The 19,391-nt window shown below is 64.4% G+C and carries 18 protein-coding genes; 10 read left to right on the plus strand and 8 right to left on the minus strand.

The features are described 5' to 3' along the window. Positions 1–96 precede the first annotated feature (96 nt). Together hisI and folE are read right to left on the minus strand one after the other, a co-directional pair. Positions 97–519, minus strand: a complete 423-nt coding sequence (gene hisI, locus NLM15_RS27845; protein WP_254120700.1) for a phosphoribosyl-AMP cyclohydrolase — start codon at positions 517–519, stop codon at positions 97–99. 27 nt (positions 520–546) lie between these two features. Beyond that, positions 547–1,239, minus strand: a complete 693-nt coding sequence (gene folE / locus NLM15_RS27850) for a GTP cyclohydrolase I FolE (RefSeq protein ID WP_254120703.1) — start codon at positions 1,237–1,239, stop codon at positions 547–549. 242 nt (positions 1,240–1,481) lie between these two features. On the opposite strand from folE, the gene NLM15_RS27855 reads away from it, so the two are divergent. After that, entirely contained in the window at positions 1,482–1,937 is a 456-nt protein-coding gene (locus NLM15_RS27855; RefSeq protein ID WP_254120705.1) for an iron-sulfur cluster assembly scaffold protein, read from the plus strand. Positions 1,938–2,056: 119 nt separating this feature from the next. Here NLM15_RS27855 and NLM15_RS27860 read toward each other — a convergent pair whose 3' ends face one another. Further along, a complete protein-coding gene (locus NLM15_RS27860) occupies positions 2,057–2,959 on the minus strand; it encodes a hypothetical protein (protein ID WP_254120706.1) in 903 nt (300 codons plus the stop codon). A gap of 239 nt (positions 2,960–3,198) precedes the next feature. Here NLM15_RS27860 and yidD point away from each other — a divergent pair, with 239 nt between their 5' ends. Then, complete coding sequence (gene yidD, locus NLM15_RS27865) at positions 3,199–3,537, plus strand: membrane protein insertion efficiency factor YidD (protein ID WP_254120708.1); 339 nt, start codon at positions 3,199–3,201, stop codon at positions 3,535–3,537. Between the two features lie 104 nt (positions 3,538–3,641). After that, complete coding sequence (locus NLM15_RS27870) at positions 3,642–3,851, plus strand: hypothetical protein (RefSeq protein ID WP_254120710.1); 210 nt, start codon at positions 3,642–3,644, stop codon at positions 3,849–3,851. Here NLM15_RS27870 and NLM15_RS27875 read toward each other — a convergent pair whose 3' ends face one another. Both NLM15_RS27875 and NLM15_RS27880 read right to left on the minus strand, forming a co-directional pair. Beyond that, complete coding sequence (locus NLM15_RS27875; RefSeq protein ID WP_254120712.1) at positions 3,852–5,054, minus strand: hypothetical protein; 1,203 nt, start codon at positions 5,052–5,054, stop codon at positions 3,852–3,854. A 14-nt stretch (positions 5,055–5,068) separates the two neighbouring features. Then, positions 5,069–6,436 carry an APC family permease gene (locus tag NLM15_RS27880; RefSeq protein ID WP_254120714.1) on the minus strand — a complete coding sequence of 456 codons (1,368 nt, stop codon included), beginning with the start codon at positions 6,434–6,436 and terminating at the stop codon, positions 5,069–5,071. Positions 6,437–6,774: 338 nt separating this feature from the next. On the opposite strand from NLM15_RS27880, the gene NLM15_RS27885 reads away from it, so the two are divergent. Further along, complete coding sequence (locus NLM15_RS27885) at positions 6,775–8,115, plus strand: alpha/beta hydrolase (RefSeq protein ID WP_254120715.1); 1,341 nt, start codon at positions 6,775–6,777, stop codon at positions 8,113–8,115. Between the two features lie 169 nt (positions 8,116–8,284). Then, positions 8,285–8,611 carry a GrlR family regulatory protein gene (locus NLM15_RS27890; RefSeq protein WP_254120716.1) on the plus strand — a complete coding sequence of 109 codons (327 nt, stop codon included), beginning with the start codon at positions 8,285–8,287 and terminating at the stop codon, positions 8,609–8,611. Positions 8,612–8,643: 32 nt separating this feature from the next. Here the strand turns inward: NLM15_RS27890 and NLM15_RS27895 are convergent, their stop codons facing one another. After that, positions 8,644–9,021, minus strand: coding sequence for a hypothetical protein (locus NLM15_RS27895; RefSeq protein WP_254120718.1), 378 nt, complete (start codon positions 9,019–9,021; stop codon positions 8,644–8,646). Positions 9,022–9,112: 91 nt separating this feature from the next. Then, positions 9,113–10,291, minus strand: a complete 1,179-nt coding sequence (locus NLM15_RS27900; RefSeq protein ID WP_254120719.1) for an MFS transporter — start codon at positions 10,289–10,291, stop codon at positions 9,113–9,115. 30 nt (positions 10,292–10,321) lie between these two features. Between NLM15_RS27900 and NLM15_RS27905 the strand changes: the two genes are divergently transcribed. The 5 genes from NLM15_RS27905 (at position 10,322) to NLM15_RS27925 (ending at position 16,592) form a co-directional block, all read left to right on the plus strand. Further along, positions 10,322–12,067: a S8 family serine peptidase gene (locus tag NLM15_RS27905; RefSeq protein ID WP_254120721.1), complete on the plus strand. Its 1,746-nt coding sequence runs from the start codon at positions 10,322–10,324 to the stop codon at positions 12,065–12,067. 42 nt (positions 12,068–12,109) lie between these two features. Continuing rightward, positions 12,110–12,355, plus strand: coding sequence for a hypothetical protein (locus NLM15_RS27910; protein WP_254120723.1), 246 nt, complete (start codon positions 12,110–12,112; stop codon positions 12,353–12,355). 214 nt (positions 12,356–12,569) lie between these two features. Next, on the plus strand, positions 12,570–14,612 hold the full coding sequence (thrS, locus tag NLM15_RS27915; protein WP_254120731.1) for a threonine--tRNA ligase: 2,043 nt from the start codon (positions 12,570–12,572) through the stop codon (positions 14,610–14,612). 93 nt (positions 14,613–14,705) lie between these two features. Next, complete coding sequence (locus NLM15_RS27920; protein WP_254120740.1) at positions 14,706–15,269, plus strand: nitroreductase family protein; 564 nt, start codon at positions 14,706–14,708, stop codon at positions 15,267–15,269. Positions 15,270–15,332: 63 nt separating this feature from the next. Continuing rightward, positions 15,333–16,592: a serine hydrolase gene (locus NLM15_RS27925; protein ID WP_254120742.1), complete on the plus strand. Its 1,260-nt coding sequence runs from the start codon at positions 15,333–15,335 to the stop codon at positions 16,590–16,592. Here the strand turns inward: NLM15_RS27925 and NLM15_RS27930 are convergent. Beyond that, on the minus strand, positions 16,578–19,040 hold the full coding sequence (locus NLM15_RS27930) for a bifunctional diguanylate cyclase/phosphodiesterase (RefSeq protein ID WP_254120744.1): 2,463 nt from the start codon (positions 19,038–19,040) through the stop codon (positions 16,578–16,580). The genes NLM15_RS27925 and NLM15_RS27930 overlap by 15 nt on opposite strands. Positions 19,041–19,391 lie beyond the last annotated feature (351 nt).

The following is a 19,391-nucleotide window of genomic DNA, read 5'->3' on the forward strand; positions in this document are numbered from 1 at the left end:
CTGTCGTCTCACCGTGGGACAGGTATGGTTAACGCGGGGTTAATTTGACCTCGCCGTCATTCCCGGGCGTACCGTGCGAGCCCGAATGACAGAGAGCTACTTCTTGTACACCGCATCCGGATCGAACAGCCTGTCCGCATCGACGAAGACGAGCTTGGCGCCGCCGCCTTCGGCCTCGACCTTGCGGTAGAAGCAGGACCGGCGGCCGGTGTGACACGCCGCACCGATCTGCTCGACGCGAAGCCAGACCGCGTCCTGGTCGCAATCGGTGCGCATCTCGACGACGCGCTGGGTCTGACCTGAGGTCTCACCTTTTCGCCACAAGGCATTGCGCGAGCGACTGAAGTACCAGGCCTCCCCGGTCGCAATCGTCTTGCGCAGCGCCTCGTCGTTCATATGCGCGACCATGAGCACGTCGCCAGTCGCGACGTCGGTCGCGACGACCGTCACGAGGCCCGCGGCATCGAACCTCGGCAGGAAGGCGAGGCCTTCCTCGATCTCATGGGAGTGAGCGGACACGACAAACCTCGCCAGTTGTTTGCGAGGTCAGCGCTGCAGGCCTCGCACCAGGGACAGGAAACGGGCCTGCTCCGCCGGATTGTCGCGGAACATGCCGGTGAAGCGGCTTGTGAAGGTCGAGGCGCCGTGCTTGGCAACGCCGCGCACCGACATGCAGGTATGCTCGGCCTCGATCAGAACGGCAACACCGCGCGGCTTGAGGATCTCGTCGATGGCGGCGGCGATCTGCGCCGTCAAATGCTCCTGGGTCTGGAGCCGGCGGGCGAAGATGTCGGTCAGGCGCGCAAGCTTCGACAGGCCGACGACGCGTTCCACCGGGGTATAGGCGATGTGCGCCTTGCCATAGAACGGCATCATGTGATGCTCGCACTGCGAGGTGAACTCGATGTCGCGCACCAGCACGAAGTCATCGTAGCCGGCAGTCTCGCCGAACGTGCGGTCGAGCACCTCGGCCGGGCACTGGTGGTAGCCCTGATAGAGCTCGTCGAAGGCCTCGACGACACGGCGCGGCGTATCCAGAAGACCCTCGCGCTGGGTGTTCTCGCCGATATAGGCCAGCAGCGTCTTCACCGCCGCTTCCGCTTCGGCGCGCGCCGGGCGGGGCTGGTCGGCGCGAACGGCCGCCGCGAGGAATTCGGCAGGATCAAGCTCCGCCGGGCGGCTCTCGGGCTGGCGGTCGGAAGGCTTGTTAGGGCGGATGGATTTGATGGTAGCGTCCATGTCTACTCCGTTCGACGGCCTTGCGGCCGGAGTGTCACCGGCAGACGGGGCGGCCAAGCCGCCGGACGCCTGAAGAGAACAGTTTTGACGAAAAAGGGCCCCGGGTCATCGCGCCGGCAGCGCAGGTCTGGATCACCGCTGCCGCACCGCTGGACTGTTTTTCCGCCAGTTCCAACCCTATATAGGACCCTGGACGGCGCCCGCCAAGGCCGATCCGGTGCGGAAGTGTTGGACTCCATCACATGCTGAACGACATCTATAACAAGCGGATCATCGAGTTGGCTGGGAATATTCCGCGCCTCGGACGGCTGCAGGACCCCGACGCCACCGCCACCGCCCATTCCAAATTGTGCGGCTCGACTGTGAAGATCGACCTCAAGATGGAGGGCGACAAGGTCACCGACTTCGCCCATGACGTGAAGGCCTGTGCTCTTGGACAAGCCTCTTCATCCATCATGGCAAGTCGCGTCGTCGGCTCGACCGCGAGCGAACTCCGTGAGTTACGTGAAACCGTTCGCAAGATGCTCAAGGAGAACGGCGCGCCTCCTGAAGGCAAATGGGAAGAGATCAAATTCCTTGAGCCGGTCCGCGACTACAAGGCGCGTCACGCCTCGACCCTTCTGACCTTCGATGCCGTGGTCGACGCGATCGGCCAGATCGAGGCCAAGGCCAAGCAGCCTGCCGCGGCGCAGGGCTGACCCCCTCCCTTCATTCCCGGGCGATGCACGGCATCGATCCCGGAATCCAGCCGGTTGCCGATCGAGATTCCGGGTTCGCGCTGACGCGCGCCCCCCGGAATGACCATCAAGGACTTTCGTTACTTCTGCGAGCCTGCGCTCGGCGCCGTGCCCGTCGGCACCACGGCCTCCGCCGTCTTGGTCGACTTGACGGGTTGCGGCTGTTGTTCGGCTTCCGCGCCGAACCTTGCCTGCGTCTTCGGCGCAAGTTCCGCCACCGCAGGCGCCGCGACGTCGACATGCGGCAGCACGTCGGCCATGACGTTGGTGGTCACGAGATTGGTGAGCTTCAGCTCGCCAGCATCCAGCTCGTGCAGATCTTCCCACGGCGGCACGCTGAGCGCGAGCGAGAGAAGGTCGCCGGCGCCGCCCATGTCGAACGTATATTTGGCGAGCCGGCCGATGTCGCGCTCGACGATCATCAGGTCCTGCGCGCTGTAGCTCGCCGCCTTGGCATCGTCGGCACGATCGCCCATCCAGATCTGGTGGACCCGGACATGCGCGGCCTCGGGCACGTAGCGCTTCTTGCCGGCCAGCAGCAGGAACGCGCACATGGATTCGCAATAGGCCTCGGGCACAATCGCCGGACGGGCCGCCTGCCCGCCGCGGTTCTGAACGCTGATGCCGACCGTGGTCAGGAGTCCGAGATTGCGGAAGCGCCGGCCGAGCGTGATCGCGTCGTTGACGGAGCCGCCGCTGGAATCGAGCACCACGGTGGCGCCGCCAAGCTGGCGGCCGCGCGAGAACTCCTCGAAATCCCTGGGTGTGTCAGCGGTGATGATGCCGACTGCGCTGACCCAGCCGCGGCAGTTCGGCTCGCAGGCAACCCAGTTGAACTTCATCGGCAGCTTGCGCTCTTCGAGGGCAGCACCGGCCCGGGCCGACGACCCGAATGTCGCGACGGCGCCAGCCAGCACGACTCCACATGCGGCGGTCCCCACCAACAACCAGCCGCGAAGATTGAGCGACTTCAGAAGTTTCAAACTGGTCCCTTCCCCAAGCCCCATTTGCGCGATTATCCCCGCTTCGCGCTCGATGAGTCGATCATACGGACGTATGTTTCCACGAGTGTCACAAAAATGGTATCCGGAGGAATACAGCTCGTCCACGTACTTGCTGCACTGCTCCCTAAAAACATGCAAAATATGGCGCGCGCGCAACAAGGTCTTGTTCCCTGCGCAGGAACCGCGCAAGTGACGTCAAGGTTTGAAGCAGAGCGCACATGAAGCATCCAGACTCCGGTGTCGGTTCCACAATCGCTGCGTCACTGCGGCGGCAGCCTCGTAATCTCGGCCGCGGACTGATCTGGCTGTATCGTCACACGCTCTCGCCGCTGGTCGGCTACAACTGCCGGCACTTGCCGACCTGCTCCGTATACGGCGACGAGGCGATCGAACGGTTCGGGCTCTGGGCCGGCGGCTGGATGACACTGGCGCGCCTGCTCCGCTGCAACCCGTTCGGCACTTCGGGAATCGACAACGTGCCCCTCACCGCACCGCAGGGCGCGCGCTGGTACTTTCCCTGGCGTTACGCCCGCTGGCGCGGCGTCAACGCTTCCTGAGCATGCTGACCAGAAGCGCCGCGGTGCTTCCCGCATCGCTGCCTTGGATGGAACCGGAACTTTCCCGTCGCGTTGTTTTGATGCTCCCGCGGGAGGAAAGAACAATGCGCTGGAAAATCAGCCCTCATTTTCACTTCAAGCTTGGTCCTCATCCTGGTTCCAAAGGGCATCACGACCCCAGAACCATCGACATGCTCGCCATCATCGCACTGCTGGCGCTCGCGGCCGGCTCCGGCTGGTATCTGGCGACGAGCCTTGCCACGCCGCCGAGCTCGACGGCGTTCATCGTGCCTAGTCAGAGCGTGCACTGGTAGCTAGCGAAACCAGAAAAAGCGTCCGGGCGGCGGCGGGATCGGCTCGGGCGGACGCAGCCGCTTCGGACGCGCCGGCTTTGGCGGCGGTTCGGCGGATGACGTGGTCTCCGCCGCCGGCGCCATCTCGCTTCCCGGCACCTTCACCGCCAGCAGCAAGTTCGACTCGTGCATGCGCCAGCGGTAACCGACACCAAAATCGATCGGCTGCGCGCGCGTGAACAGTTCGGCGTAACGCTCCTGATAACGGCCGGGGAATTCGTCGATCGGGCCGAGATAGCGCCCGAACGGGAAGAACCGCCATTGCCGCGCATTGTAGTTTCCAAGCGGAATTCCGGAATCGTCCTGGACGATGGTCGCGCTGTTGGCGAGCAGCCAGTCGCGCGCGACGGTGAAGTTGCCGGAATGCATCAAATAGGACGCGCTCTTGATCAGGCTGTTGCCGGGGCCGAGCATCCCGCAGAACTTCAGGAAGCCGGCTGCGCGTGCACCGGAATTGGAAAGATCGGTCGAGAAATAATACAGCGTGCGGACCTCGCCGTCGCTGCCAACGAAGGTGATGCGAGCGCCGCGCGTGGCGTTCCGTCCCGGATTGTCGTTGCCGACGTGCATCCCGCCCTTGTCATCGAGCGCGACCATCTCGACGTTGCGGATGGTCTTGCCGGAGCGCGCGAGGAAGACATAGAGGATCGGCAACGTGCCGTTGACCTGGTTGGCGTGCAGGTCGACCTTCATGTGCTTGGTGATGAAGAAGGAGAAGCTCAGGATCGAGCTGAGCGAACGCTCGACATTGTAGAGCGCGGCACCGACCGAGCCGCGCGGCAGCCGCGTCAGGTCAGGCACCGCGCCGACCGGCTCCAGCGCGCCGAGCACGTAGGTGCTGGCCTTGGAATAGAACGCATCGGCGTAGAGGAAATCCGGGCCGCTGAACAAGTAGAACATGGTCGGCCGGGGCGCGGCCAGGTTGACCTCGGCCCAATTGCGGATCTTCGAGAGCTGCCGCTGCTCGAGCTGGGCGAAGGCGCCGTCGAAGAATTTTGCGTGGCGCTGCCAGCCCGGGTCCCTGGTGAGCGGCACCAGCGGCGAGTCCGCCGAAGGCTGCATGCCCGCGAGGAAGCGCGCGGTATCATCGAAGGTGACCTCGGTGGCACGCGCAGACGAGACGGCCGCAGCCAGAAGGGCAAGCGCGACAGCCGCAATTCTCATGGGTCGGAACATGTCTATTCGCGATTGTGTGACGTGCCAGCGGCGACCGGCCGCCTGCGGAAAACAGCATAGATCAACAGGCCCGAGAGCATGAGCAGCATTCCCGACAACGACTGCACCGGCCGCTCGGTCAACAGGTAGTACATCATGAACCCGGTCACGAGCAGGAAAACGAGCGGCGTGAACGGGTATCCCCAGGCGCGATAGGGTCGCGGCAGGCCCGGATCGGTGATGCGCAGCTTGATGACGCCGGCGACCGTGAAGAACGAGCAGAACAGCAGCGCGAACTGGATGAAGTCGAGCACCGCCTCGAAGCTGCGCGTGAACAGCAGCAGATTGGCGACGGCAAGCTGAAACAGGATGGCATAGGCCGGCGCTCCGCTCGCCGATCGCTTCGAGAACACGCGCAGGGCCGGAATGTCCTCGCCCATCGTCATCATCACGCGCGGGCCGATCCACATCATCGCGCTGATCGAGGAGATCAGGCCGACGCAGATCATCGCGCCGACGATCCGGCCGCCGAGACTGCCGAAGATCGCGCTGCCGGCAACGCTGGCAACATCGATCTGGCCGGCCAGCGCGCCGACCGGCGTCGCGTAGAGAAACACCGCATTCAGCGCGACGTACAGGACGAGCACGATCAGCGTGCCCGCGAGCAGCGCGCGCGGCAGGCTCTGCTGCGGCGTGTTCATCTCGCCGATGATGTAGGTCGCAGCATTCCAGCCCGAGAACGAGTACATCACGAAGACCAGTCCGATCGCGAAGGGCGCACTGACGATGTGCGCCAAGTCGCCCGGCTGCGGCGTGAAGGCGATCGGCTGCGGCACACCGATGACGAAGCCGGCGACCAGGAAGGCGACGATCAGCACGACCTTCAAGATGGTCGAGATCAATTGGAAGGTCGAGGAGTGCCTGACGCCGGTCAGTTGCACGATCGAGACCAGCCACACCACGGCGATGGCGAGCGGGATCGGCGGCAGCCCGGGATGGACCGATTTCGCGTATTCGCCGAACGCCATCGCCGCAAGCGCGACGGGCGCGGCGAAGCCGACTGTCGCCGAGACCCAGCCGGCGAGAAAGCCGAAGGCGGGATGGTAGGCGCGACCGAGGAAATTGTACTCCCCGCTCGAGCGCGGAAACATCGCGCCGAGCTCGCTGTAGGAGAACACCCCGCACAGCGCGACGATGCCGCCGATGGTCCAGAGCGAGAGGATCGAGAAGCCGGACGGGATGTCCTTGACCTGGAAGCCGAGGCTGGTGAAGACGCCGACCCCGATCATGTCGGCCACGACGATGGCGGTTGCGACCAGAACGGAGACCCCCGACCCGCTTCCGGTCAGCCGGCCAGTCCAGGGCGCAGATCCCGCATCTGATGCCGTCATCGGGGTCCTCAAACCTGAGGCGTCACCGCCTCGTGGGAAGCATCGTGCCGTTCGGTCCAGTCAATTCAAGCAGGGTTAACAAGGGTTAAATGAGGCATGCGAAATCGGTACTGCCGCACCTTTTGCGCATGGTCCTGGGCAATAAACCACCGCAGACACCGGAGAATCCCGTTTCGCGCCCCCACAATCAGGACACGATTGCATGGTCCCTTCGAGCGTTCCGGATGTGGGGAAGTTTCTCCGGACACTTAACGTCGCCTAAACGCCAGTCGGCTCAATTGTCTTAAATGCTTGCCGATGGACGTGTGACTTGGGTCGTGACTTGGGGTCATGGGTGGATGGTCGGGGCCGTTCCGAAACTGAGAGCTGACACTCGTGCCGATCGGACGCTGTCCGTTGCGCACGGTCGCGCGCTCCGGATCGCGCTGATCTCGGCCTTGGTGCCGCTGTCGCTGGCGCTGGTTCAATGCGGCCGGGCGCCCAACCCGGCGGCGCTCGCGGCGAACTCGCAGGCCAACGTCCAGGTGGTCGCCAAGACCAATCCGCGAGCCGCCAATCCGCAAGTTGCAAGCGCCGACACGTTCGAGGATCGCTTCCCGGCCCCGCAATTCGGGGAGCGCTTCCCGTCGGCGAGCGAGAGTTTTCTGCAACGGCAGATGTCGGACTTCTCGCCCAAACGCGCCGTGCAGCAGCAGCCTCAGTCGGAGCAGGCGCCCTACAAGTTGGCCTCGCTCGCGCCGCAGGTCCCCTACCAGCGTCCGCCGCGCGAGGACCTGACGACGCTCGTCAGCATGAAATCGTCGGCCTTCCCCTATTTCGGCAACAACCCTGCCTCGGACGCGCCGTTCCTCAACATCTCCAAGGGCGACCGCCGCGGCCACCGCAGCTATTCCGGTCGCGTCTACTGGCAGGACGAGACCTACAGTGACAGCCGTGTGCTGATGCACGTGCCCGAGCATTTCGACGTACGCAAGCCGGGCGTGATCGTGGTGTTCTTCCACGGCAATGGCGCAACGCTGGAGCGCGACGTACGCGATCGCCAACTCGTGCCGCGGCAGGTCACCGATTCCGGCGCCAATGCCATCCTGCTGGCGCCGCAGATGGCGGTCGATGCCGCCGATTCAAGCGCCGGCAAATTCTGGCAGCCCGGCGGCTTCAAGCGCTTCATGGAAGAGTCCGCCAACCATCTGGCTCAGGTCACCGGCGATCCCAACAACGCACGCGCCTTCGCCAACATGCCGATCGTGATCGTCGGCTACAGCGGCGGCTTCCTGCCGACGGCCTGGAGCCTCGAGGTCGGCGGCATCAGTGACCGCGTCCGCGGCGTCGTGCTGCTCGATGCCGTGTATGGCGAGATGGACAAGTTCGCCTCCTGGATCGAGAGCCACCGCTCCGGGTTCTTCGTCAGCTCCTACACCCGCTACACCGCGCGGCGCGACCGCGAGCTGATGAGCATGCTGCGGCAAAAGGGCATCAGCGTCTCCGAGGACATGGACGGGCCCTTGCGTCCCGGCAGCGTGGTGTTCGTCGAAACCGGCGACGGCATCACACATCGTGATTATGTGACGCGCGCCTGGACGCGGGACCCGCTCAAGGACGTGCTGGTGAAGATGTCGGCGACGCCGTCGCTTGCGCTGACGCGCGTGGCATCCACCAATCCACCTGCATCAAGCCGCTAACCGATATTGCGCGCGCCGGCATTTGGCCGCGCTGCCTGCAATTGTCTCAGGCTTTGATCAAAATGTGATGTTGATTGGCCGATATCCCCGGGGCCGACCGGATTGCTTCCGCCGGCAAGGATCATAATTTGCCGGCGAAGTTGGTGTTGAAATTCCGCAGGGACAAGCAGTGCGTCAGGGATTGTACAAGGTCGACTTCCACACGGTTCACGGAACCGGTTGCGGCGTCGTCTATGTGACTGAGGGCAAGATGCGCGGCGGCAATTCCGCCTTTGCCTTCATCGGCACCTATGCGGGCGAAGGCGACAGCATCAAGGTCAAGATCTCGACCGAGCGCTACAATGATGATCCGTCCTTCAAGCCGCTGTTCGGGAACGACCGGATCACCCTGACGCTCGCCGGCCGTGAGGACGGCGACACGGCGGAGTTCGAAGGCACCGCGCTGCAAGTGCCCGGCGTTGCCTTCAGGGCCGTGCTGAGCCGGATCAGCGACTAGCCGTCCGGCTTCCAGACCTCAGCTCTTGATCTTCAGGTTTTGGGCAGCTTCGGAATGCTCTCGGCAAAGCCGTTGAAGCAGGCCAGCCGCTCGTCCTCTTCCTTGAAGAAACGGCAATCGGCGTAGCCCTTGGCCTTCGCCGGCTTCGGCTTCGGCGTCGGCGGGATAATGGCGTCGTAGCAGTTGAGGCGGTCCTTGGTGCCGTCATCGAGATCGAGGCAGGCCTGGAGCCGCGCCGCGATCGATTGCGGCTTGCCCTTCGGCGCTGCGGCCGGCTTGGCCGCCGCCTCTTTGGTCCCCTTGGGCTTAACCTGCACCAGCGGCTTGTCCCCCACCATCGGTGGCTTGTCGGCTTGCGCAAACGCGGAGGCTGAATAGAGCACCGCGGCAACCGCCAGAATCATCCTCATCTCAGTCAACTCTCTTTGGTCCCCATGCCTCGCCTTCTAGCGCTCCCGCGCGCGGTTTGCCAAGCACCTTGCGCACACGAAAACACGGGATTCAGGCTGTGGCGGCCACAGCCGGCCGCGGCCGGGTCAGGACCACCAGGACCAAAGCCAGCACGACAAAGCCGACCGCGACGAAGCCGAGCGGATGCAGGAGCTCGCGGGCGAACAGCAGTCCGCCGATGGCGGAGCCGACAGCCTGGCCGATATAGAGGACAGAGGTGTTGAGCGCGACGGTTGCCGATGCAAGCTGCGGCGCCGCCGCGACCAGCCGCACCTGCTGCATCGAATTGGTCGAGGCAAAGCCGAGGCCCCAGATCGCGACCGCGATCGCCATCAACACCAGGCTCCCCGCACCGAATGCCCAGGTGGTGATGCCCGCAAGCAGCAGGCAGGTGAACAGCAGCGAGGTCCGAAAAGGTCCCCAGGTGTCGACGATGCGGGTCGCGATGACAACGCCGAGGAAACCGCAAACACCGTAGATGCCGAACACCATGCCGATCGCATCGGGGCTGGCGTCGGTGAGCTTCTTGAGCAGCGGGCCCATGAAGGTGAACACCACGAACTGCCCGGACATCTGCAGCATCGTGATCGCAAGCAGCAGCAGAATCGCCCTGCTTCGCCCGACCGCGCTCCAGGTCTTCAGGTCAACAGGCGCGCCCGTCAGGCCCGCCGGCAGCCGCAGCAGCAACAACAGGAAGCTGATGCAGCCGAGCGCGCCGATCCCGCCATAGGCGGCGCGCCAGCCATAGCGGCTGGCGATGAAGGTGATCAGCGGGAGGCCGACGGCGGCAGCTAACGACCAGCCGAGAAAGATATAGGCGATCGTGCTGCCCCGCCGCTCCACCGGCACGATCAGCGCCGCCGTGCCGGCGGCCTGCGGCGTGTAGAGCGCGCCGACCGCGAGCATCACCAGTCGGATGACGAGCAGGCTCGTGTAGTCAGGGGCAAATGCCGAGGCGAGATTGCCAAGGGCGAGCACCGCGAGCGTCGTCGTCAGCAGCGTCCGCCGCTCGATGCGGCTGGTCAACCACGCGGTCAGCGGCGAGCCGATGCACAGCGTGATCGCGCCGAAGGTGATCAGCAGCCCGGCTGCATGGATACTGATGCCGAGCCCCGTCGACAATTCCGGCAGCATGCCCGCCGGCGCCAGCACCGAGCAGCCGGTGACGAGATTGCCGAGCATCAGGGCAGTTGGCGTGAAACGAAAGGCGGCGGGGGACAGGGATTTCATGCACGTGCATGTAGTGGATGTGCACGCCGATTGAAAGCGCCGCACAACTCCAAATCCGGCCCGCGGGACACGAAGCCACTTGTCTTCCAGAGGTTTGTTGGGGATATTATTGCTATTTTTAATTGCACATTTGAGGAAACATCGATGCCGAGCAAACCCGAAGGCGTCCGCCGTTACATCGTCATGAGCAAGGATGGATATCTTGCGGCGCCGCTCGATACCGCGAACCTGCAACCGAGTGCCGGCACGGTAATGCTTGCCACGCGGGCGCGCGCCGTCGCGCCGGCCCCGCAAATGCGGGTGCTGGATTCGCTTCACGAGAACGGCCCCAAGCTGGTCGAAATGGCTCCCGAGGGAGAGCTCAGCCTTCGTCTCAGCTCACCGGACCTGAAGATCATCCCGGAAGTCTTTTATCACCGGCAGTGGGAGCGCTTCCGCGTTCATCAGCGTCCTCCCCGGCCCGCGGCCAAGAAGGCAGCCGCGAAGAAAACCACCGCCAAAAAGGCGGCCGGCAAGAAAAACGCGAAAAAGGCCGCCGCGGGCCGGGTCAGATTGGCCACCGTGGCAGGCGTCTCGGCAACCAGCTTCACCGTCTCGGTCGTGGCTCGGTCAGGCGGCGCTCCGGTCGAAGGCGCTCACATCGTCGCTTTCACGGACTTCGCAGCGCGTCAGGGGGCCGAGGCGACAACGGGCGCCAACGGCAGCGCCACGCTGAACCTGCTCCCGCCGAGCCAGCCTCTCGAACGCGTCTATGTCTATGCGCCGGCCGGCTACTGGGGATTTTTTGCCATCAACACAACCGGCGCGAACCTTGCGCAGATCAAGTTGACGTCCATCGACGTGCGCGATCAAACGTTGCTGCTCACCCAGCTCTATGCCGGGCTCCCCGTGAATGCCGGCGCTGACGTCACCGTCGGAATCATCGACAGCGGCGTCGACGGCACGCACCCCGACCTGACCAACGTGACGGGCGGCCTGAATTGCGTGAGCGACGAGGTTCGTGCCAATCCCGCGGCCGCGCAGAATTGGCGACCGGCGTTGACCGAGGGCGAGCACGGCACGCACGTCGCGGGCATCGTCGGCGGTCGTGGACCGGCGAGCGGATTCCGCGGCGTTGCTCCGGGGGTCAAGCTTCGGAGCTACCGCGTATTCCCGGATCACCCGCGACCGCCGCCGAACAACGGCGCCAGCAACTTCGACATCGCCAAGGCGATCGACACGGCCGTCGCAGACAAGTGCGATATCATCAACATGAGCCTTGGTGGCGGTCCCAAGGATGACCTTACGCGCGCGGCAATCGACCGTGCGATCGCGGCCGGCGTCGTGGTGGTCGCAGCCGCTGGCAATGACGATCGAAGCCCGGTCTCGTTTCCCGCCGCGTACGTCGAGTGCGTCGCAGTGTCGGCCATGGGGCGGGTCGGCACCTTTCCGAAGACCTCGATCGGGAGCAGCAATGTCGCCGCTCCGAAAGGCAGTCCGCACACAGGGGATTTCGTCGCTGATTTCAGCAATTTCGGCCCCGAGATCGATACCACCGGAGCCGGCGTCGAGATCGTCTCCACGCTGCCTGGAACCGGCCACGGCTCGATGAGCGGAACGTCGATGGCGTGCCCGGCCGTCGCGGGGTTTGCGGCCTATCTCCTTGCCAAGGATCCGGCATTGAAGCAAAAAAGCGGTTCCAACCGTTCTCGCGCCCTCAAGGACGCCCTATATGCTGCTTGCAAGCCGGAGAATTTCGGCCGCGACTATGAAGGGTTCGGACTACCCCTTCCATAGGGCAGCGCTCGGAAGGCCCGGCTCATTGACGGATGGCAGACGATGAGCGAACGCACCGTGGTCTTTCGTGCCGATCCCAAATCCGAGGCGTGCGAGAGCGTGGTGAAGCGCTTGCGCGCCGAGGGCTTGGAGATCGTAGAACAACAACCGAACATGTTACTGGTCGCCGGCGCGCCGCGGGCGATCAGCAAGGCTCTTGGCGACGCCGAGGGCTGGAAGCTGACGGAGGAGACGTCAACGCCTCCGCCGAAGACGCGCGAAAAGGTCCTGAAGCCGCCATCCCGATAGATCCGCCCCGCCTGTTCCGGGGCCAGGCCTGATCGAACAGGCCGGATCGAGCGGTGCGGCATATTTCAGCGCAACCGGGGCTCCAGCGTCCCGGATGATGGGCCACGCTGCCTTTTCTTGGAAAAGCCGGATTGCGCAGGCCGAATCGCCTGATATATCGCTCGTTCCCGCTTACCTGCGCTCGTTCGCAGGAGTGAGCTTCAGGAGAAATGCAATGTCCGAACAGCCCAAATCCGAATCCGGTTTCCAATACAGCCTCAGCAATCTCAAGCCCGTGTCCCCCGCCGCCAAAGTCACCCTCACCTTCCCCGACGGCGCCCAGCGCCAATATGACAAGAGCATCACCGGCCTCGATATCGCCAAGGGCATTTCGCCGTCGCTGGCCAAGCGCACGGTTGCAATGGCGCTCGACGGCGTGGTCGCCGACCTCGACGATCCCATCGAAGCCGATGCCAAGATCGAGCTGATCAACCGCGACGATCCGCGCGCGCTCGAGCTGATCCGCCATGACTGCGCGCACGTGCTCGCCGAAGCCGTGCAGACGCTGTGGCCGGGCACGCAAGTCACCATCGGCCCCGTGATCGAGAACGGCTTCTACTACGACTTCTTCCGCAACGAGCCGTTCACGCCGGAAGACTTTGCCGCGATCGAGAAGAAGATGCGCGAGATCATCGCGCGCGACAAACCCTTCACCAAGGAAGTCTGGGATCGCGAAAAGACCAAGCAGGTGTTTCGCGACAAGGGCGAGGCCTTCAAGGTCGAACTCGTGGATGCCATTCCCGGCAACGAGCCGATCAAGATCTACTACCAGGGCGACTGGTTCGATCTCTGCCGCGGCCCGCACATGACCTCGACCGGCAAGGTCGGCAACGCCTTCAAATTGATGAAGGTGGCTGGCGCCTATTGGCGCGGCGACAGCAACAACCCGATGCTGACCCGCATCTACGGCACGGCCTTCGCCAAGCAGGAGGACCTCGACGCTTACCTCAAGCAAATCGAGGAAGCCGAGAAGCGCGACCATCGCAAGCTCGGGCGCGAGCTCGACCTCTTCCATTTCCAGGAGGAAGGTCCGGGCGTCGTGTTCTGGCACCCGAAGGGCTGGACCATCTTCCAGCAGCTGATCGCCTATATGCGCCGGCGCCTCGCCGCCGACTACAGCGAGGTCAACGCGCCGCAAATCCTCGACAAGGTGCTGTGGGAGACCTCGGGCCATTGGGGCTGGTACCGCGAGAACATGTTCGCGGCGCAGTCGGCCGGCGACGAGGCCGAGGACAAGCGCTGGTTTGCGCTGAAGCCGATGAACTGCCCCGGCCACGTGCAGATCTTCAAGCATGGCCTGAAGAGCTATCGCGACCTGCCGCTGCGCCTTGCCGAGTTCGGCGTGGTGCATCGCTACGAGCCATCAGGCGCCATGCACGGGCTGATGCGCGTGCGCGGCTTTACCCAGGATGACGCGCATGTCTTCTGCATGGAGGATCAGCTCGCCGACGAGTGCCTGAAGATCAACGATCTGATCCTGTCGACCTACGCCGATTTCGGCTTCACCGGCGACCTCACGGTGAAGCTCTCGACGCGGCCGGAGAAGCGCGTCGGCACCGATGCGATGTGGGATCACGCCGAACGCGTGATGGCCACCGTGCTGCGCGAGATCCAGACGCAGAACAATCACATCAAGACCGAGATCAATCCCGGCGAAGGCGCCTTCTACGGGCCGAAGTTCGAATATGTTCTGCGCGACGCCATCGGCCGCGACTGGCAGTGCGGCACCACGCAGGTCGACTTCAACCTGCCGGAGCGGTTCGGCGCGTTCTACATCGACCATGACAGCGGCAAGAAGCCGCCGGTCATGGTGCACCGCGCCATCTGCGGCTCGATGGAGCGCTTCATCGGCATCCTGATCGAGCACTATGCCGGCAACTTCCCGCTCTGGCTGTCGCCGGTGCAGGTGGTGGTCACCACCATCACCTCGGAGGCCGACGAGTATGCCAAGCAGGTGCTGGAGCAGGTCCGCCGCGCCGGGCTTCGGGCCGAGATCGATCTGCGCAACGAGAAGATCAACTACAAGGTCCGCGAGCATTCGCTGGCCAAGATCCCGGCGCTGCTCGTGGTCGGCAAGAAGGAGGCCGAGACGCAGTCGGTCTCCGTCCGCCGGCTCGGCAGCGACGGCCAGAAGGTGATGACGACGGTGGAGGCGCTCGCCGCCCTCGTCGACGAGGCCACCCCGCCGGACGTCCGGCGGGCGCGCGAGGCGGCCTGAGTCCTGAAATCGATCTAAACTCGCTTTCGGTTGCGGGCGTGCATGCTTATCTCGGCATGGCACGCCCGACGACCAGCCGAAGAGGACATCGCAGTGCCCGACGCCATCGAACTCCTGAAGACCCGCCGCTCGGTCAAGCCGCGCGAGATGACGGGGCCCGGCCCCTCCCCGGCCGAGCTCGAAACCATCCTCACCATCGGTGCACGCGTGCCCGACCACGGCAAGCTCGCGCCCTGGCGCTTCATCATTTTCGAGGGTGACGCTCGAGAGCGTGCCGGCGAGGTCATCGCGAAGGTCTTCGCCCGCAAGAATCCGGACGCGCCGGCGGCGAACGTCGAGATTGAGCGCAGACGCCTCACCGACGCCCCGCTGGTGATCGGCATCGTCAGCTTCACCAAGCCGCATCCGAAGGTGCCGGCGTTCGAGCAGGAATTGTCGGCCGGTGCCAGCGTCATGAACATCGTCACGGCCGCGACCGCCCTCGGCTACGGCGCCTGCTGGCTGACCGGCTGGTTCTCGTTCGATCGCGACGTGCTGGACGGCCTCGGCCTCAAGCCGGACGAAAAGCTCGCCGGCCTCGTCCATATCGGCACGCCGACCAAGCCGAGCGAAGACCGTCCGCGGCCGTTCCTTTCGGAAATCGTGACGCGATTTTAATCGAAGGCTTGTTGACGCCTCCGACGTCTTGCGGCTTTGTTCCCGGTGAGGGAGGAAGCCTGGATGAAACGCCGCGAATTTCTGGTCGGGGCCGCGCTCTTGGCCGGCACCATGGCGCGAGGCCGCGCCGCCGACATCCCTGCTCCGTCGGCCGACGGCCTCGACCGCATCACCGCATTCTTCGACAACGAGGTGACGCTCGGCCGGCTGCCGGGTGCGGTGATCCTGGTCCAGCAGCACGGCAAGCCGGTCTATCTGAAGACCTTTGGCGTGCGCGACACGAGGACGGGCCTTGCGATGACGCCCGACACGATCTTCGCCATCCACTCGATGACGAAGCCGATCACGTGCCTCGGCGCGATGATGCTGATCGACGAGGGCAAACTCGCGCTCACCGACCCCGTGTCGAAATACATCCCGCTCTTTGCCAGCACCAAGGTGGGCATCGAGCCAGAAGGCACATCGACTGTCGAACTCGAGCCGCCGATCCGTCCTGTCAACATTGAGGATTTGCTGCGGCAAACTTCGGGCATCAGCTACGAATACATCGGCGCCCCATGGGTTATGCAGGTCTACAAGGCCGCCAATATCTTCGAAGGCCCCTTCAACAACAGGCAATTCGCCGACCGCATCGCCAGGCTGCCGCTGACACGCCAGCCCGGGACGCTGTGGCGCTACGGCCATTCCACCGACGTGCTCGGCAGTGTCATCGAGATCATCTCTGGCCAGACGCTGTATCAATTCCTCAAGCAACGCATCCTCGATCCGCTCGGCATGAGCAGCACCAAATTCGTGCTGAAGACTCCGGAGGAGCACGCACGGATGGCACGGCCGTTGCCGAACGACCCGGTCCTGCTCGCCGGCGAGCAGGACCGCCTCGCCCATCCCGAATGGGAATCCGGCGGCGGCGGCCTGCTCTCGACCATCACCGACTATCAGCGCTTCTCGCAGATGCTGCTCAACGGCGGTGAGTTCGAGGGCAGGCGCTACCTGAGCCCCGCCGCCTTCAAGGCCATGACGACGGATCACGTCGGACCAGGCTCCGGCGTCGGACGCGACTACTTCTACTTTCCGGGCGACGGCTTCGGCTATGGCTACGGCATTGGCGTGCGTACCGATCCCGGCAACGCAAAGCCGCCCCCGGCCGGCTCGATCGGCGAGTTGAAATGGGACAGCGGCAGCGGCACCTATTTCGGTGTCGATCCCAAGCTCGATATGGTCTACCTCCTGATGCAGCAGACCCAGAACGAGCGCAGCCGCATCACGCCCGCCTTCAAGGAGCTGGTCTACGGCTGCTATCCGGAGGGGCTACGCCGCCCGTGAGGCGCGCTGGCCGAAATCGGCCAGCAGCTTTGCGATCTCGGCGGCGGGCCGCGCTGCACTGAACAAGAAGCCTTGCACCTCGTTGCAGCCTTCGGCGCGCAGCCAGTCGAGCTGATCCTCGGTCTCGACGCCCTCCGCGGTCGTCGTGATGTTGAGACTGCGGCCGAGGCCGGAGATCGCTCGGACGATCGCGCCGCAATCGGGCCGCCGCGCCAGGTCCTTGACGAAGGAACGGTCGATCTTGATCTTGTCGAACGGAAAGCTGCGGAGATAGCTGAGGCTGGAATATCCGGTGCCGAAATCATCCATGGAGATGCTGACGCCGAGCTCGCGCAGCTGATGCAGGATGGCGAGATTGGCATCGGTCTCGGCCAGGAAAATCGACTCGGTGATCTCGAGCTCGAGCCGCTTCGGCGACAGGCCGGACTGCGCAAGCGCGGAAATCACGACCTGCACCAGGTTGCGGCTGCGGAATTGCGCCGGCGACAGATTGACCGCGACCTTGACGTCGACGGGCCATTTCACCGCTTCGGCGCAGGCCTCGCGCAGCACCCACTCGCCGAGCTGCGTGATCAGGCCGATGTCTTCGGCGACCGGAATGAACTCTGCCGGCGAGATCATGCCCTTGTCGGGATGACGCCAGCGCAGCAGCGACTCGAAGCCGGCGATGCGGTCGGAAGCGATCGACACCAACGGCTGGTAGTGCAGCTCGAACTCGCCATTGGCAAACGCGCGGCGCAGGTCGAGCTCCATGTCGCGGCGCTTCTGCGCCTGCAGATCCATCTCGCGCTCGAAGAAATGATGCACGCCGCCGCCGTCCGACTTGGCCCGGTACAGCGCCATGTCGGCATTGCGCATCAGCTCTTCCGACGTCGTGCCATCGCCGGGCGACAGCGCGATGCCGATGCTGGCACCGATCACCATCTCCTGGCCGTCGAGGTCGTAGGGCGCCTTCAGCATGTCGATCAGCAGGGCCGCGCAGGCGCTGGCCTCGTTCGGCGAGACCTCGGCCGCCAGGATCACCGCGAACTCGTCGCCGCCAAGCCGGGCCGCGAGATTGGCGCCGCGGACCGCGGTATTGAGGCGTTCGGCTACTTGCTTCAGCAGGCGGTCACCCACCGGATGCCCGAAGGAATCATTGATGTTCTTGAACAGGTCGAGGTCGATATAGAGTACGCCGACCCGTTTTCCCCCGGCCTGGTCGAGCGCCTGCTTCAAGCGCTGCTGGAAATGTTCGCGGTTCGGCAGGTCGGTGAGCCCGTCATGGTGCGCCATGTGAGCGATCCGCGCCTCGGCCTTGCGCCGCTCGGTGATGTCGACGACCGCGACCAGATAGCCGTCGCGATCGTCGAAGACGACGCGGCGACCGAAGGTGAGCACCTCGATCTCGCTGCCGTCGGCGCGCAGATGGCGCCAGTTGCGCGAGGAGTGATAGGTGTCGCCGATGCGTTCGAGCGCCTCGGCGTGGCTGTCCCACTCGTCCTCGGGCCAGATCTCGTGCAGCTTCATGCGCAGGAAGGTGGCGCGGCTGTAGCCGTAATGCTGGACCGCGGCATCGTTGACGCTGAGGAATTCCTTGGTCTGTGCCTCGAACACCCACATCGGCATCGGGTTGTTGTCGAACAGCAGGCGGAACGAGGCGTCGCGCCGCTTCAATGCGGTGACATCGGAGATCGTCAGCGAGACCACGTCGGCGAAGGCGGTGGCACTGAGGCGAAGGTAACGTCCGTCGTTTTCGATCTCGAGCTGCTCGCCGCGGCCGCCCGAGACCGCCTTGAGCAGGAAATCCATGACTTCGGGCAAGGCCAGGAGCGTATTCCCCTCGCCGATCCGCCGCCACAACAGGCCCGCGCTCGCGACCTTCAGCAGCGCACCGGCGCTCTTGTTGTGGTGCACGATCTGGAGGTCGAACGGCTTGCCCGCGGCATCGCGCAGCGTCGCCAGCGAAATCACGGCGTCATCGGTCGAAGAGAAGATTGCGTCCAGGAGATTGTATTGCGCACCCCGCTCGTTGATGTAGGCGCCAACCAGCGTGGCCCCCCAGCGCGAGGCGGTCGGCAGCGCCAGCAGATCGTAGGTCCTGACCATGCCGTCGCGCACGCAATGCGCGCTGGCCTGGTGCGGCCGTCCGTTTTCGAGCGCGCTCGCCACGGCTTCCGACAGCGCCGTGGCGCAATCGGGCGAGAGCTCGGCGACCGGGATGTCCCAGCGCTCCTCGCCGAGCCATTTCTGCACGTAACGCCCGCTGCGCGACAGCTCGAGCGCGCCATCGTTCTTCAGCAGCGCGATATGGTCGGCGAGCCGTCCAAGACTGCCGAGCATCACGTCCTCATAGCGCGGCAGCCGGTCACCCGGCTTCAACGCGGCACGCCATTTGCGTTGAAGCACCGGGATGTCGTCAAACATTTCGGTGGCCGGTTTTCCCGACGCTTTCTTCGCGGCACTCATTGCAGTCCCCAACGCACTTTCCCCGCGTATCCAATGCAGAGGCGATTAATGGCGTGTAAAAAGGACGCAGGCGTGGTTCCAATTCAGCGATTATGACAGTTTTAAGTCAGGCGTTGGTTAGTGCGCGTTAGAGACTATGACGATTGTGCAAAGGCGTCCGTCCCTCTCGTGTCCCGGACGCGCTGCAACGCGCTTGGCGTTGCGGCGCAGAGCCGCCCAGCACGGCGCGGGTTGATCGAGTGTTGAGCTATTTTGCCCGATGGGCAACGCGATATCTCGTAGCCCGGATGAGCAAAGCGACATCCGGGGTTCCACGGCACGCCGGTCCCGGGTATCGCTTCGCTCACCCGG

The organism is Bradyrhizobium sp. CCGB20, from assembly GCF_024199855.1.
GTDB lineage: Bacteria > Pseudomonadota > Alphaproteobacteria > Rhizobiales > Xanthobacteraceae > Bradyrhizobium.

Bases quoted from the DNA above. Each gene is read 5' to 3' on its own strand.
- folE (WP_254120703.1), bottom strand. From the start codon at position 1,239: ATGGACGCTACCATCAAATCCATCCGCCCTAACAAGCCTTCCGACCGC.
- NLM15_RS27855 (WP_254120705.1), top strand. From the start codon at position 1,482: ATGCTGAACGACATCTATAACAAGCGGATCATCGAGTTGGCTGGGAAT.
- yidD (WP_254120708.1), top strand. From the start codon at position 3,199: ATGAAGCATCCAGACTCCGGTGTCGGTTCCACAATCGCTGCGTCACTG.
- NLM15_RS27870 (WP_254120710.1), top strand. From the start codon at position 3,642: ATGCGCTGGAAAATCAGCCCTCATTTTCACTTCAAGCTTGGTCCTCAT.
- NLM15_RS27875 (WP_254120712.1), bottom strand. From the start codon at position 5,054: ATGAGAATTGCGGCTGTCGCGCTTGCCCTTCTGGCTGCGGCCGTCTCG.
- NLM15_RS27880 (WP_254120714.1), bottom strand. From the start codon at position 6,436: ATGACGGCATCAGATGCGGGATCTGCGCCCTGGACTGGCCGGCTGACC.
- NLM15_RS27885 (WP_254120715.1), top strand. From the start codon at position 6,775: ATGGTCGGGGCCGTTCCGAAACTGAGAGCTGACACTCGTGCCGATCGG.
- NLM15_RS27895 (WP_254120718.1), bottom strand. From the start codon at position 9,021: ATGAGGATGATTCTGGCGGTTGCCGCGGTGCTCTATTCAGCCTCCGCG.
- NLM15_RS27900 (WP_254120719.1), bottom strand. From the start codon at position 10,291: ATGAAATCCCTGTCCCCCGCCGCCTTTCGTTTCACGCCAACTGCCCTG.
- NLM15_RS27910 (WP_254120723.1), top strand. From the start codon at position 12,110: ATGAGCGAACGCACCGTGGTCTTTCGTGCCGATCCCAAATCCGAGGCG.
- thrS (WP_254120731.1), top strand. From the start codon at position 12,570: ATGTCCGAACAGCCCAAATCCGAATCCGGTTTCCAATACAGCCTCAGC.
- NLM15_RS27925 (WP_254120742.1), top strand. From the start codon at position 15,333: ATGAAACGCCGCGAATTTCTGGTCGGGGCCGCGCTCTTGGCCGGCACC.
- NLM15_RS27930 (WP_254120744.1), bottom strand. From the start codon at position 19,040: ATGAGTGCCGCGAAGAAAGCGTCGGGAAAACCGGCCACCGAAATGTTT.